Annotated in this window: 6 protein-coding genes; 4 read left to right on the top strand and 2 right to left on the bottom strand. The window is 70.0% G+C overall.

Going from position 1 to position 14,484, the window contains the following annotated elements:
- Positions 1 to 142 precede the first annotated feature (142 nt).
- From araA to J2S41_RS02080, 3 genes are all read left to right on the top strand, one after another.
- Complete coding sequence (araA, locus tag J2S41_RS02090; RefSeq protein ID WP_310362274.1) at positions 143 to 1,633, top strand: L-arabinose isomerase; 1,491 nt, start codon at positions 143 to 145, stop codon at positions 1,631 to 1,633.
- A 93-nt stretch (positions 1,634 to 1,726) separates the two neighbouring features.
- Complete coding sequence (locus J2S41_RS02085; protein ID WP_310362270.1) at positions 1,727 to 2,173, top strand: universal stress protein; 447 nt, start codon at positions 1,727 to 1,729, stop codon at positions 2,171 to 2,173.
- Positions 2,174 to 2,191: 18 nt separating this feature from the next.
- Positions 2,192 to 2,698, top strand: coding sequence for a GNAT family N-acetyltransferase (locus J2S41_RS02080; protein WP_310362266.1), 507 nt, complete (start codon positions 2,192 to 2,194; stop codon positions 2,696 to 2,698).
- Positions 2,699 to 2,716: 18 nt separating this feature from the next.
- Here J2S41_RS02080 and J2S41_RS02075 read toward each other — a convergent pair whose 3' ends face one another.
- Both J2S41_RS02075 and J2S41_RS02070 read right to left on the bottom strand, forming a co-directional pair.
- The gene (locus J2S41_RS02075) at positions 2,717 to 3,184 is read right to left on the bottom strand and encodes a hypothetical protein (protein WP_310362263.1); all 468 of its coding nucleotides are present in this window, start codon (positions 3,182 to 3,184) and stop codon (positions 2,717 to 2,719) included.
- Positions 3,185 to 3,187: 3 nt separating this feature from the next.
- Positions 3,188 to 10,936, bottom strand: a complete 7,749-nt coding sequence (locus tag J2S41_RS02070; RefSeq protein WP_374728240.1) for a ricin-type beta-trefoil lectin domain protein — start codon at positions 10,934 to 10,936, stop codon at positions 3,188 to 3,190.
- 417 nt (positions 10,937 to 11,353) lie between these two features.
- Between J2S41_RS02070 and J2S41_RS02065 the strand changes: the two genes are divergently transcribed.
- On the top strand, positions 11,354 to 14,395 hold the full coding sequence (locus J2S41_RS02065) for an FG-GAP-like repeat-containing protein (RefSeq protein ID WP_310362256.1): 3,042 nt from the start codon (positions 11,354 to 11,356) through the stop codon (positions 14,393 to 14,395).
- The last annotated feature ends 89 nt before the right edge of the window (positions 14,396 to 14,484 follow it).

The raw sequence follows: 14,484 nt of genomic DNA, 5'->3' as shown, positions 1-14,484 counted from the left end.
GCGCTCACTTTCGTCGCGGGCAGGCCGGCGCGTCCTCCGCCGGCGGTCCTGCGCACGACGGCCGTGAGTGCGTATCGTTCCGCGGAAAGTCCCCCACCCACACCGAGCGCGACCCCGCGATCACGGCAGACAGGAACCTGCGATGACGCACCAGATCTGGTTTCTCACCGGCAGCCAGCATCTCTACGGACCCGAGACGCTGGAGCAGGTGGCCGCCCAGAGCCGGGAGATCCAGGACCAGCTCACGGCCGGTGGCCTGAGCGCCGAGATCGTCGGCAAGCCGGTCCTGACCGACTCCGGCGCGATCCGCCAGGTGATGCTCGACGCGAACGCGGACAAGAACTGCGTCGGCGTCATCGCCTGGATGCACACGTTCTCGCCGGCCAAGATGTGGATCACCGGCCTGGACACGCTGCGCAAGCCGCTGCTGCACCTGCACACGCAGCACAACGTGTCGCTGCCGTGGTCGACCATCGACATGGACTTCATGAACCTGAACCAGGCCGCGCACGGCGACCGGGAGTTCGGGTTCATCCAGGCCCGGCTCGGGGTGCCGCGCAAGACCATCGCCGGCCACGCGTCCGACCCCACCGTGGTGCGCCGGGTCGACGAGTGGATCCGCGCGGCGGCCGGCGTCACGAGGCTGCGCAGCCTGCGGCTGGCCCGGTTCGGCGACAACATGCGCAACGTGGCGGTGACCGAGGGCGACAAGGTCGAGGCGGAGCTGCAGTTCGGCGTCTCGGTCAACACGTACGGCGTGAACGACCTGGTCGAGGTGGTCGACGCCGCCTCGGACAAGGAGATCGACACGCTGATCGGCGAGTACGCGGACACCTACGAGATCGCGCCGGAGCTGGCCGTGGGCGGCGAGCGGCACGAGTCGCTGCGCTACGCGGCCCGGATCGAGGCCGGCCTGCGCACGTTCCTCACCGAGGGTGACTTCGGCGCGTTCACCACGAACTTCGAGGACCTCGGCGGGCTGCGCCAGCTCCCCGGCCTCGCGGTGCAGCGGCTGATGGCGGACGGGTACGGCTTCGGCGGCGAGGGTGACTGGAAGACGTCCGTGCTGGTCGCCACGTTCAAGGCGATGGGCACCGGCACCGGGCGCGGCACCTCGTTCATGGAGGACTACACGTACCACTTCGGCCCGGGCGAGCCGAAGATCCTCGGTGCGCACATGCTGGAGGTCTGCCCGACCATCGCGTCCGCCAAGCCGCGCCTGGAGATCCACCCGCTCGGCATCGGCGGTCGCGAGGACCCGGTCCGGATGGTCTTCGACGCCGCCCCCGGCGCCGGCATCGTGGTCGGCCTGGCGGACCTCGGCGACCGGTTCCGCCTGGTCGCGAACGAGATCGAGGTGACCGCGCCGGACGAGCCGCTGCCGAACCTGCCGGTCGCGCGCGCGGTCTGGAAGCCGGCACCGTCGCTGTCCACGTCCGCCGAGTGCTGGCTGACCGCGGGCGGCCCGCACCACACCGTGCTGACCCAGGCCATCGGTACGGAGACGCTGCGCGACTTCGCCACCATCCTGCAGACCGAGTTGCTGCTCATCGACGCGAACACCACCACGCACGACTTCGCCGACCGCGTCCGGTGGAACAGCGCCTACTATCGGCTGGCCCGGTCGCTGTGACGCCCCGGCCCGGGCCCGCGCCTTCCGCGGGTCCGGGCCGTCACCATAGAATCGCGCCCACGTACGGCACGGCACAGCCAGGAGGCCGCGAACGTGGGCGCTTTTGAACTCGGCACCGACGGCCCCTCGGCCCTGGTCGTCGGCGTCGACGGCTCCGAGGGCTCGCTGCGCGCCGCCGCGTACGCGCTCGGCCTCGCCCGCCGGCAGCGCGCCCGCCTCTTCGCCGTCTACGCCCGCCGGGAGCCAGGGGCGTTCCTGACCTTCGGCGGTACGGCCGTGCAGGCCCTCGTCGAGGCGCAGAGCGAGATCGAGTCCGAGCTGCTGGAGATGCTCGACCAGCAGGCGCGCGACTGGTCCGTCGACGCCCGGCTGGTCGTCCGCCCCGGCGACCCGCTGCGCGTGCTCGGCGACGTCGCCGAGGAGGTCAAGGCCAGCGGCATCATCGTCGGCGCCTCCGCCGGGCTCGGCCACAAGATCGCCGGCTCCCTCGCCACCCGCCTGGTCCGCGCGGCCCGCTGGCCGGTCACCGTGGTCCCGTGACGCCGTAGGCTCAGGATCATGAGCGTCACCCTCCGCCAGGCCGACCTGGCCACCGACTCCGACGTGCTCGTCAGCCTGATGGGCGACTACCTCACCTGGGCCGTCGGCCGGCTCCGCGAGGAGTACGGGGTGGCGGACTCCCCCACCGACCTCGGCGCGATCCGCGAGTCGCTCCCCCACTTCGTACCGCCGGAGGGCCTGCTCCTCCTCGCCGACCACGACGGCGACCCGGTCGGCGTCGCCGCGCTGCGCACCATCGCCCCGCGGGTGGTCGAGGTGAAGCGGATGTACGTCGACCCGCGGGGCCGCGGCCTGGGGGTCGGTTCGGCCCTGATCGACCGGCTGCTGACCGAGGCCCGCGACACGTTCGAGGCCGACACCGTCCGCCTGGACAGCTGCCGTTTCATGACCGACGCCCAGCGCCTGTACCAGTCCCGCGGGTTCGTGGAGCGGGAACCCTACGAGGAGACGGAGATTCCCGCGCACATGCGGCAGTACTGGCGCTTCTTCGAGATGAAGCTGTGAGGCCCCGGCCGGCACCGGTTACGCGCGTTCGAGAACCTCGATCTCGATCGGTTCCCCGCCGTTGAGATAGAGGACGAAACCGGCGTCCTCGTCATCCACCATGTCCACCGGAACCAGTTCGAGAACGTAGTCCGGCCGCGGCAGGAAGCCGTAGTCCGCGGGCGGCTCGAACCTCTCGATACCCGTGACTCTCACCTCCGTGGGAGGAATGCCGACGAAGCAGGCGTCACCGGTCGTCAGTTCGGACGGATCGGGCTCGAGCCGCCACGGTGTGTTGCACCACTCGTACGCGCCGGGGTCCCGTGGAAAGGCCACCGTGCCGTCCCACGAGTTCCTCGACTCCGGATCGACCTCGCGCCATGGCCAGTCGACGCGCACGCGCCGCGGGGTGGTCCCCGCGACACGTGCGTCGAACGCTTCCGCGGAGATCAGGAGCAGGTCGCCGACGGTGTAACCCGATGCTTCCGTCAGCTTGACACTGTTCATGACCTACCAGTCCTCCTGCCAGAACAACGAGAATTCCGTCTTGTCCGCCCGGCCACCAAAGTACCCCGCGCCACCGAACCGCATGCCGGCACCGTTGAGCAATGGATAGCAGATGTCACGGCAGATGTTGCGCGAGGTGCCACCGAAACCGACGACCTCGTCGGGACCGAGGTTGTTGAGGATCGCCTCCTCGGCATGGCCTCGCCCCTGCACGAATTTCTCGTTCGCACCGAGGGTCCAGCCGCTCGGCATCTCGCCATCGCCGTTGATGGCGATGTGATTCGTCCACTGCTTCGTCTTCGTGTTGAAGACGCCGATCACCGCGGTCGTTCCGTGGTTCGCCGCGTTCCAGTAGTCGTCGCGACCGCTCTGGAGTTCCTCGGCACGGTCGCGGGCCAGCGAGGCGTCGGTCTCGGTCGGCCCACAGTTGTGGACGAGAACCGGCTGGCCACCGGCGACCACGTAGTACGTGTGGACGCCACTGACGCTGAGGTTGTGGACGACGGCGTGGGTGACCGTCCAGCGCTCGACCGACGAGACCTGCACCCAGGAACCGGCACCGGTCCGCAACCACTGCCCGGGCCGCAACTCGGTGGCCTCGACCCACCGCCCCAGTTCGGGCACCCAGAACGGGTGGCCGTCGGTGGCGGTGAGTTCGGCGGTCGCGCCGTCCGTATCGATGACGACCTTGACGAGCCGCTTGACTCCCTCACCCTCGATCGTGGCCGTCACCGTCTGGACGGTCGTCTCACCGGTCTCCGGGTCGGTGGCCTTCACCTTGTCGCCCGGTGCGACGTCCTCGATCGCCTTGGTCGAACCGTCCGCCATGTGGACCCGGGTGCCGGGCACGAAGCTGTTGTTCAGCTTGCAGGACCCACCACCGGAGTCCGCCTTGCCGGCGCCTCCGCCGCCACTGCTTCCTCCCTTGGCGCGGGTTCCTCCGCCGGCGTTGCCGCTCGGTTTCGCCGACTGCGGCTTACCGCCGCCGCCCCTGGTGGCCGACGCCGACGACGACCGAGGAGCGGCCTTGGCCTGAGCGTCCTTCTGGACCGTGTTCCCGGTCTTCTTGGCTTCGTTGACGGCCCTGTTGCTGGTGGTGTTGGCCTTCTCCGCGGCCTTCTTCCGCGCCGCCTCGGCCGCCTTCTTGGCCCGTTCGATCGCCGCCTTCTTCGCGGCGATCGCCTGGCGTTCCGCGGCCTTGGCCGCGGCCAGCACCGTCTGAGCCGCCTTGCGGGCGGACTGCCAGGCCTGGATGGCGTTGATGGTGCGATTGATCGCCTTCGCCACGCTCGGGATCTTGGCGACCTTGCCCCACGGGATGGCACCGAGGATCAGGCTGCCGCAGGCCCACATGTCGCCGCCGAAGCAGCCGATCGCGTCGTTGATGCCGATGAACTCCGCCAGGATCCCCCACGCGGCGGACATGATCACCGACATGAGCGACTGGTTCATCGTCGCCTGAGCCTGAGCGACCTGAGCGGTCGTCAGTCCGGCACCGGCCAGGGCCGCCGCCATCTCCGACGGGGTGAGCGAGATCGACAGGCCGGTCGGGTCCGTGTGGGTCACCGGGTTGTTGTGGGCGTAGGAGTACCCGTTGGACTGCATCGGGTCCTGGAGGTCCACGACCGGGTCGGCGGACAGGAATCGTCCGACGGACGGGTCGTAGAGACGTGCACCGAGCCGGGTGTAGCCGGAGGCGTCGTCGCGGCCGGCACCGAGGAACCCGGTGTCCGTCTGCAGGTTGACGCTGGTACCGCGCACGTTGCCGAACGGGTCCTGCTTACGAATCCGGGTCTCCATGCCGTTCTGGAGCGCGATCTCGGCGGCCGGGCTGCCCTGCGGGTCGGCCGCGATCGCCACCATGTTCGGCGCGGCGGTCCCGTAGGCGTACCGCAGGATCGTGCCGCCCGGCGTGCCGTACGACCGATGGGTCTTGACGAGCACGCCGCCCTTGTTGGTGGTGACCTGAGCATCGCCCAGGTCGAGGGTGGCCTGCTTACCCTGGATGCTCAGCAGCGGCGTGCCGCTGGGCCCGTAGATGTAGCGGGTCTGGTTCTGCGCCTCCCACTTCTGGGCGGCGGACGACGCGTCGCAGGTGGCGAGCACGACCGCGGTGCCGCTGAGGTTCGCCGCGTCCTTGACCGCTACGCACAGCCCTGAGGCGACGTGCGTGTACTGGCCGGAACTGTTGCGCTTCAGCCGCTGCGCTGCCGAGCCGTCGCACTTCTGGATCGCCAGCGCGGAGCCGGCGGTGTTCGCGGCCGGCTGCAGGCACCAGGAGTCGTACGCGGCCAGCGTGCCCAGGTTCGGGTCGGCCTGGTTCGGTACGGCCGTGAAGGTCCACTTCTGCGCGATCGTGGCGTTGCAGGTGTAGAGCTGGACCACCGTACCTGGCTGAGCGAGGCCCGACTTGAGGTCGAGGCACTTGTCACCGAGGCCGTAATAGGCGGTCTTGCCGTTCTCACCCTGGCCGGTGACCCGCTCGACCTGGCCGTCGTAGGTCCAGGTCAGCTCCTGCTTGTCGCCGGTGGTCAGCGACGTGACCGCCTTGGTCTCGCCGGTCAGCTCGTAGAGCCGCTCCGCCTCCGCGGTGACCGCGGCGCCCTCCGGAGTGGTGAACTTCTTCCGGACCTTGGTCAGCGTGCCGGGCTGGCTGCCGTTGGCCCTGCCGTAGTCGTACTCGGTGGCCACGTCCTTGGTCTTGTCGCCGTTGATGTCCTTGTTGGCGACCCATTGACGATTGCCCAGGTCGTCGTAGCCGTACTCCTGCCAGTATCCGGAGTTGTCCTTACCGGCCGCGACGTTCGTCGTGCCGTCGGCGTTGGCCGGGCCGGCGTTGCACGCCTCCTGATTCTTGGCGGTCCACGCCTTCGTGAGCTGCCCGATCGCGTCGTAGATGAAGCACTGCCGCTCGGCGATACCGTCGGCGCGCTCCCGAATGGCGAGCACGTTGCCCGCCGCGTCGTAGGTGTAGTTGCGGTTGCTGACCAGGTGCCCGGTGACCAGCGCGGTGTTGCCCGCGTTCTCCCGGTAGACCTGCTGCGTGGTCAGCGCGCCGCTGGCCTCGTCGAAGGTCGACTGCGACCAGACCCGGTACGGGTGGGTGCCCAGCGTCGAGCGGAGCACCTGGCCGTACGGCGAGTACGCGGTCTCCGAGCCGTACCAGTCCTTGCCCGACACGGTCAGCGGCAGGCCGTCCTTGGTGTAGCGGACCAGCAGCCGCTCGGAGGGGAAGTTGCCGACGGACGGGAGCTGCATCGTCTCCGGCAGCCCGGTGTCGGTGTAGGTGTAGCCGTAGGTGTATGAGTTCTGAAATCCCCACTCCGTGGCGATGCTCTGCGGCAGCGTCAGCGTGGTGGAGGTCGGCTGATAGTCGTAGGTGTAGCCGCCGACCGACTGGGTGTACGCCAGCCCGTCGGTGTACCGGGTCGCCGTCGCCGGAAGGCCCTTGCCACCGGGTGCGGTGTCATAGGTGAACGACGACACCTGGGTGCCGCTCGGGCCGTTGAGCCGCTGCTGGGTCGGGCGCGACAGTTCGTCGTAGCCGTTCCACAGCGTCACGCCACGGGCGTTCGTGGTGGTCAGCGTGCGGTCACGGTGGTCGTACGTGGTGGTCGTGGTGCCGGCGTCCGGGTCGGTGGCGCTGATCACCCGCCCGCGGCCGTCGTAAACCCAGGACCACTGCTTGGCGGCGTTGCTGCCGTGCACGGCCTTGGCCATCTGGCCGCGCGCGTCGTACTCGTACCGCAGGCTGGTGAACGCGACGCGGTTGCCGTCCGTGAATGTGTCGACGCGAGTCGTGCGGCCGTTCGCGTCACTGAAGACGCGGTAGGACGCCGCCCCGGCCGGGTTGATCACGGTGGAGTAGTCGGGACCGTACTCGTACCGGGTGATCCGATCCGTGGCCGGAGTGCCGTGGAACAGCGGCGTCTCGGTGAGCACTCGGCCCAGTCCGTCGTACGTGTACCGGGTGGCGTTCGGCACCAGCGTGTCGGACTCCGGGCTGAACAGCGTCGGCTCCGGCGCCTTGGTCGAGTAGTAGGCGTTGTTGGTCTGCCACACCTCGCCGGAGCCGTTGTAGAGCGTGTCGGTGATCAGCCGGCCGCCGCCGACCGCCTCCTCCTGGCTCTGCCGCTCGCGGCCGAGCCCGTCGAAGAACGTGACCGCGGTCTGCAGCTTGTTGTCGTGTCCCCTGGTGTACGTGATGACGTTCGGCACCTGCTTGGGCTGCGTGTTGTACACGGCCTCGAAGTCGGGAACCGTCGTCGCGTTCGGGGTGCGGCCCGGCGCCCAGGCCTTGCGGAGCCGGCCGAGTGCGTCGTACTCCGCGACGCTGACCCGGTCGTTGGCGTCCGTGGTCCGCACGGTGACCGCGCGGCCCGGCTCCAGTTCCTGCGTCTGGGTGTGCCCGAGCGAATTCTTCTCGATCACCTTGAACGCCTGGCCGAGGGCCGGCTCATAGGTGACCGTCGACGCCTTGCCGTCCACGTCGGTGCGCGACGTGACGCGGCCGACCGCGTCGAATCCGGTGGTGCCGTCGGATTGGAAGCCGGAGCCGTCCGCCTTCAGCGACCAGGTCTCCGTGGCCAGTCCGCGGGTGTTCGCGGCGAGCGCGGCGCCGAACGCGGCACCGTCGTACGCCGTGCGAACCGCCGAGCTGAGCTTCTTCAGATCGGTGAAGTCGGGAGCCGCGCCGCACGCGGCGGGAAGGGTCCGGACCTCCTTGGAGAGGCCGATCAGGTTCTTGTCCGCCCGGTGCAGGTATTCCAGCTGCTGGCAGGACTCGTCCCCGGTCACCCCGGTGTCGCCGAGGAACTCGACCCGGGTCGGGAGCCCGTACGTCGTCTCGAACGTGGTCTTCGTCTCGAGGGTGCGCAGCGTCCGCTTGTCGTCGCCGGTGCCGGAGGAGCGCGTCACCGAGTACGCGCGTGGTTCCGTGACCCGCCACGCGATCAGTGGGCTCAGCCCGTCATCACGGGCGCGCCGGGCCAGTTCCTGCGCGGCCGGCACGGTGACGGACCGGGTCAGCCACCGGTCGTCCGCGTCCGTGTGGGACGCGTAGGTGAGCTCCTCCGCGATCCGCCCCGCGAACGGCTCCTCGTCCTTGGCGATCTCCACGCCCGCCGCGTCCTTCACGGACACGGTGTCGCCCATGCCGCGGAAGAACCGGGTGACCGACTTCGTGGTCCTGCCGGCGAACTCCGGCACCTCCGAGCCGGTCAGCACGGTGACCTTCTCGAAGCCGGCGAACTGCGAGTACGTCCGTGTCGCCTTCTTCGTGAACTCCTGCTCGGCCAGCTTCCAGCCGGCCCTGTCGTACTCGTAGCGGGTGACCGTGTTGGCGGCGCCGTCCACGTTCGGCAGTTCCTCGACCGACTCGACCACGTACTTGTGGAACCAGTCGATCTCCTCGGCCTCCGGGTCCGGATGCCAGTACGCGGGATAGCAGAGCCGGTCGTTGTTCTTCAGCGCGGCCGTGTCGCCCTTGCCGGGCAGCCCGGTGCCGGTCGAGCAGTCACCGACCGGCTTGCGGTAGTTGACGACCGTCTCGCCGCCGTACTCGTTGATCACGCGGCCGATGCGGAGGCGGGAGAAGCCGGGCCGGTTGTCCTTCTTGACGCGGTTCGGCATGTCCTCGGTGTTCGACTCGAACTTGACCGCGTTGAGCGTGATCCGCTCGTTGGCGGCGGTGTTCAGGCCGTAGCCGGTACGGGTGATCGACTTGAGCCACAGCGCGGTGTTCGGGCCGGTCTTGAGCACCGGGAACGTCTGGTCGAGCTGGTACTCGTCGACGACCTGGCGGGTGCCGCTGCCGGGCACGCGCAGCGCGGACGTGGTGATCTTGTCGAGGCGCTTGGTGGACCAGAAGGTGGGCGCGGCGTTCCAGCACATCTTCTTCGCCTCGCAGCGAAGGTCGGCCGGGGTGTCGTACCAGATGCGGTATTTGCCGGGGTCCTTGCTCTTGAAGTTCTCCGCCGAGCAGGTGAGGCTGCCCTCGGCGTAACACCGCTCGGCGACGGAGAACGCGACGCTGGCCGGCGCGGTCGCGGTGAAGATCGAGTCCGCCCGCTGGCCGTAGTCGATGCGCGAGAGGTAGCCGGCCCGGTCGTAGGAGACCGGCGCCTTCCAGTTGAAGTTACGGGCGTAGTAGCCCTTGTCCTCCTTGGTCCACCAGAAGCTCATCGCGTTGCCCTGGAGGTCCTCGACGTAGTCGAGCGACCAGCGCCAGGCCTGCGTGCAGTACGACTTGGTCCAGTCGCTGTTGTAGCAGGGCTCGCCGGCGTGGTTGCCGTAGACCGGCATGGTGAGCACGGAGTTGGTGACCGGCTTGCCGTCGGTCCAGCCGGGCAGCTTGTTCAGGCCGAAGTGGTACCTGGTGCCGTCCCGGGTGGTGACGATCCAGTACTCGCCGTCCCTGTCGCCGTTGCCGCGGGTGGTGTCCAGCTTCCGCTCGATCCTGGAGCCGTCGCCGTTCGCGGTGGTCCAGGTGCCGTTCGCGTACACCAGCTCGGTGGTGGTGCCGCCGAGCGAGAGCGTGGCGTTCTGCGAGCCCCAGCACATGTCGCCGGTCTTGTGCTTGGCGTTGTTGGAGCCGGCCTTCTTGGAGTCCTGGCGGCAGCCCGCGTACGTGCGGGTGATCTGCCCGGCGCTGTAGTCCCAGCCGTCGCCGATCCAGGACGCCTGGTTGTTCGTGGACGAGGTGCGCCCGTCCACGGACTGCGACGAGTAGCCGAGGTTGATCTGCGGCGCCATGCCGCCACCGGTCTGCGGAACCGTGACCTGGTACGAGTAGGTGAACGCGCCGGACGAGGAGCCCGCCGCCCAGGAGCCGGAGGAGAGCAGCGGCGTCGCGGTGAAGTCGCCGGAGACGGAGGCGCCGGTGTCCAGCGCGCCGACCACGCCACCGGCGTCGGCAGCGGCGGCGGCCCGGGCGTTCGCGGCCGCGGGCGCGGCGTCACGCAGGGCCGAGACCGGGACGGTGCCGGTCACGACGCGGCGCTCACCGGTGGCGGACGCGGCGCGCGCGCCGGCGCCGGCGGCGGCCGGGACCACCTCGACCTCGCTGGAGAGCAGCTGGGAGGACGCGGCCGGAGCGGTCTCCTCCTCGTCGCTGGGCGCGCAGTCGCCGGTGCCGAGCGCGTCGTAGACGCAGTCGGGCAGCAGCATCAGGCCGAACCGGTCCGCGGCCTGCGGTCCGTACAGGTCGGCGAAGGTGGTGTAGTCCACGCTCAGCGCGACGGACGCCTCCGGTTCCGCCGTGGCCGGCGGCGAAAGCTTCATGATCAGACCGGGTACACCGGCGTCCTGCGACGCCTCGGGCGCGGCCAGGTCGACGGTCCACTCGCCGTCCACCGTCGCCGGGTCGGCACCCTCCGGGACGCCGAGCGAGACCGGCAGGTCGGCGACCTTGACCAGCTCACCGGGCTCGGCGCCGGTCAGGTCGACGGTGCCGGTGCCCTCGCTCCACGGCGCGACCGCGGTCGGCGCGTACGGGTCGACCGGCACCTCGGGCGCGGGCTCCAGCGTCTGGTCCGCGGACTCGTCCTGCGTGACCGGCCGGGTCTCCGGCAGCGGCGGAAGATCCACCTGCTGGTTCCGGTCGGCGCCGGACGGCGGCACCGCGAGGCCCTGCGTGCCCGTCCCGCTGACCACCAGAGTGGTCGACAGCAGCGCGATCAGCGTCGCGCGGATCGGTCGTGACCATCGGCGGCCGCGTCTAGGCCGCGACCATGGACCTGTACCACCGTGCATCGGTGCGACTCCCCGTGTAGGCACCACAAACGACGCGCCACTCACGGCGCGTGCCTGGGCACTGTGCGGGAGATCGATCATCCGGACAAGTGCACGGAGGGTCACCGGATGTAGTCGAGTGAGATCTACGCCACACGATCTTTAGCAGCAAAACCGGGCGATCCCACCGAGGCAGATAAATCAGACACTCAACGTTGTTGACCTCAATTCCGGGGTGCATAACGACCGATGTGGACATAACCGGACGTCACGCAATCGATTCATGGAGCTATATAACAGCCTGATAACTCCCTGGGAACACCGAGCGTATGCGATCGTGTGCGCGCTCTCTGCCCCGCGGAACCCGGCCGGGACCGCACGGGCTGTCCATCTAGTCGCCTGGCTCCTGGGGAGTAAAACGCTGTGACCGTCCCTTTCGTGCGCACGCGCACGCGGCGAGCCCTCACCGCGGGCGCGCTCGCCGCAGTGCTCGTCGCCGCCCTGTCACCACTGTGGATCCATCGAGACGCGACACCCGCGGCCGGGCCGCCCCCGGCACCGCCGGTGCCCGCGCCGCGTGACGAACAGGCCGCGATGGCCGAGGCCGCCGGCACCGGCACCGAGGTGCTGGTCGAGACCGCGACCACGCAGACCTCGCAGACCTGGGCGCTGCCCAGCGGCAAGCTGCGCACCGACATCAGCGCGCTGCCGGTCCGCGCGAAGACCGCCACCGGCGAGTGGGCCGCGATCGACACCGCGCTGTCCGCCGGCGGCGGCGTCGTGCGCCCGGCCAACGCGCCGGCCCCGGTCCGCTTCGCGGAGGGTGGCACCAGCGGCAGGGAGAGTGTGCTCGCCGAGGCGGAGGTCGGCGAGCACACCATCACGTACACCTGGCCCGGCCCGCTGCCGAAGGCCGTGCTCGACGGGTCGCGCGCGCTCTACCCGGAGGTGCTGCCCGGCGCGGACCTGCTGCTGGTGGCGCGCGAGGAGGGCGGCTTCGCCAACCTCCTGATCGTCAAGTCGCGCGCGGCCGCGACGAACAAGGACCTCAGGACCATCACCTACGGGCTGCGCTCGGCCACCGCGGTGTTCCGCGCCGACCCGGTCACCGGCGGCGTTCAGGTGCTGGACCGGGCCGGCAAGGAGATCACCGCCATCCCCACGCCGTTCGGCTGGGACTCGGCCGGGCTCGACCCCGAGCTGCCGCCCGGCACCACGGCCCGGACCTCCGTCGCCACCAGCGCCGACGTGCTGCGCCTGTCCGGCCTCAGCGGCATCGAGCCGGGCGCGAAGTCCGCGCGGCTGCCGGTCACGCTCGGCGGCCAGAACACCGGCGACGCCACGCTGCGGCTCGACGCCGGCGCGTCCGGCCTGCTCACCGACCCGGACGTGCGCTTCCCGGTCTTCCTCGACCCGACCATGAACACCGGCGTGCTGGCCTGGACGCTCGTCTCCAAGCAGCACCCGAACAGCAACTTCAACAACGGCACGAACTTCAACAACGGCACGTCCGAGGCGCGCGTCGGCCACGAGGACGAGACCGGCATGACCGCCCGCTCGTTCTGGCGGATGGGCTTCGACACCGCGATGAAGGGCGCGACCATCGAGTCCGCCACGTTCAAGGTGCTCAACATCCACTCCTGGTCGTGCACCACCCGGCAGTTCGAGCTGTTCTGGACCGGCCCGATCTCCACGGCCACCACCTGGAACAAGCAGCCGACCTGGAACACCAGCCCCGGCTCGAACAAGCGCGTCTTCGCGCACGGCCGGACCGACTGCAAGGACGACTACGCCTCGTTCGACGCGCGCGCCTTCGCGCAGAAGGCCGCGGACGCGGGCGCGAACAACCTGACCATGGGCATGCGGGCCAGCTCCGAGGGCGACACGCAGACCTGGCGCAAGTTCACCGCCAAATCCGCGTCGCTGTCCGCGGTCTACAACCGCAAGCCGAACGCGCCCGGCTCGCTCACCAGCACACCGGGCGGCGCCTGCTCCACGGCCGGCATCACGGTCGCGCGTACCAACCTGGTGCTCTCCGCGACCGCGAGCGACCCGGACGGGAACCTCAAGTCGCTGCACTTCCGGTTCTGGAAGTCCGGCACCACCATGCCCACCACCGGCACCGCGACCACCGCGCTGACCAGCGGCAAGGGCTCGGTCACGATCGCCTCCACGCAGCTGGCGGACAAGACCACCTACCTGTGGACCGTGTACGCCGCGGACGCCGACGGGCTGCTCTCCGCGGACAACCCGGCCACCACCACGCCCTGCAAGGTGACCATCGACGCGTCCGGCCCGCCCGCGCCCGAGGTCACCAGCATCGACTTCCCGGAGGCCACGGACGACGGCACCACCTGGGCCACCAAGCCGTTCGGGCAGACCGGCACGATGACGTTCACCTCGCAGGGCGCGGCACGCTTCACGTACGCGTTCGAGGGCGTCACCGAGGTCTCCAAGACCTCGGCGAACGCGGTCACGATCACCGACCTGAAGCCGCCGCACGCCGGCCCGATCAACATGACGGTCAAGGCGTACGACTCGGTCGGCAACGTCAGCCAGCCCACGGTCTACTCGTTCTACGTGCCGCCGCGCCCGGAGGCGGACGGGCCGGGTGACGTCACCGGCGACGGCAAGCCCGACCTGCTCGCCATCGACGGCAGCGGCAACCTGCGCGGCTACCCGGGCGGCGTGGGCGGCGAACTCGACCTGTCGCTGGCCGCGGGCTACCGCAACGGCACCCAGCTCAACCCGGCCGGCCACTGGACCGACGCCGCCGGCAAGACCGCGCTGATCACCAAGTTCAGCGACGCGTACCCGGGCGACGGCGTCACGGACCTGTTCGCCCGTACCCCGGACGGCGGCTTCTGGCTCTACCCCGGCGACGGGTACGGCAGCTTCGACGTCGACGACCGGATCGCGGTCATGCTGCCGGCCGGCACGCCGGCGCCGTCCACCTGGACGCAGCTCAAGGCGGTCGGCGACGTGACCGGGGACGGCCGGCCCGACCTGTTCGTCCGATCCGGGTCCGGGTTCTGGGCGCTCACCGGGTACACCGGCGCGAGCTTCGGCGAGGCCGTGCAGATGGAGGCGAGCGGCTGGGCCCGGCGGGAGATCGTCAACGTCGCGGACATCGACCTGGACGGCACGCCCGACCTGGTCTTCCGCGACCTCGACGGCGGCACCATGTACCTGCGGCACGGCAAGCCCGGCACGGTCGCGAAGAGCGTCGACCTGGCGTCGCTGAAGTCCGCCGCCGCGTCCCGGCAGGGCGACGTGGCGTACGGCACCGGCTGGTCCGAGGCGGCGATCTCCGCGGTCGTCGCGGTCCCCGACCTCAACGGCGACGCCATCCCGGACCTCTGGGTCCGGCGGGTCAGCGACGGGCAGGTGCGCGTCTACTTCCCCAGCAAGGTGGACACCGGCGGCCAGGTCAAGATCGTCCTACCGGTGAACGTGAGCACGTTCAAGGCACTCTCCTGATCGGTACGGGCCCGGCGCCTCGGCGCCGGGCCCGTTTCCCCTGTCGGGAACTGGCGTGTCGTACCGGCTCTGCTCCCCGGCTGGGTCAC

The organism is Catenuloplanes atrovinosus, assembly GCF_031458235.1.
Classification (GTDB): domain Bacteria; phylum Actinomycetota; class Actinomycetes; order Mycobacteriales; family Micromonosporaceae; genus Catenuloplanes; species Catenuloplanes atrovinosus.
This window is presented reverse-complemented; position numbering and strand designations above follow the sequence as displayed.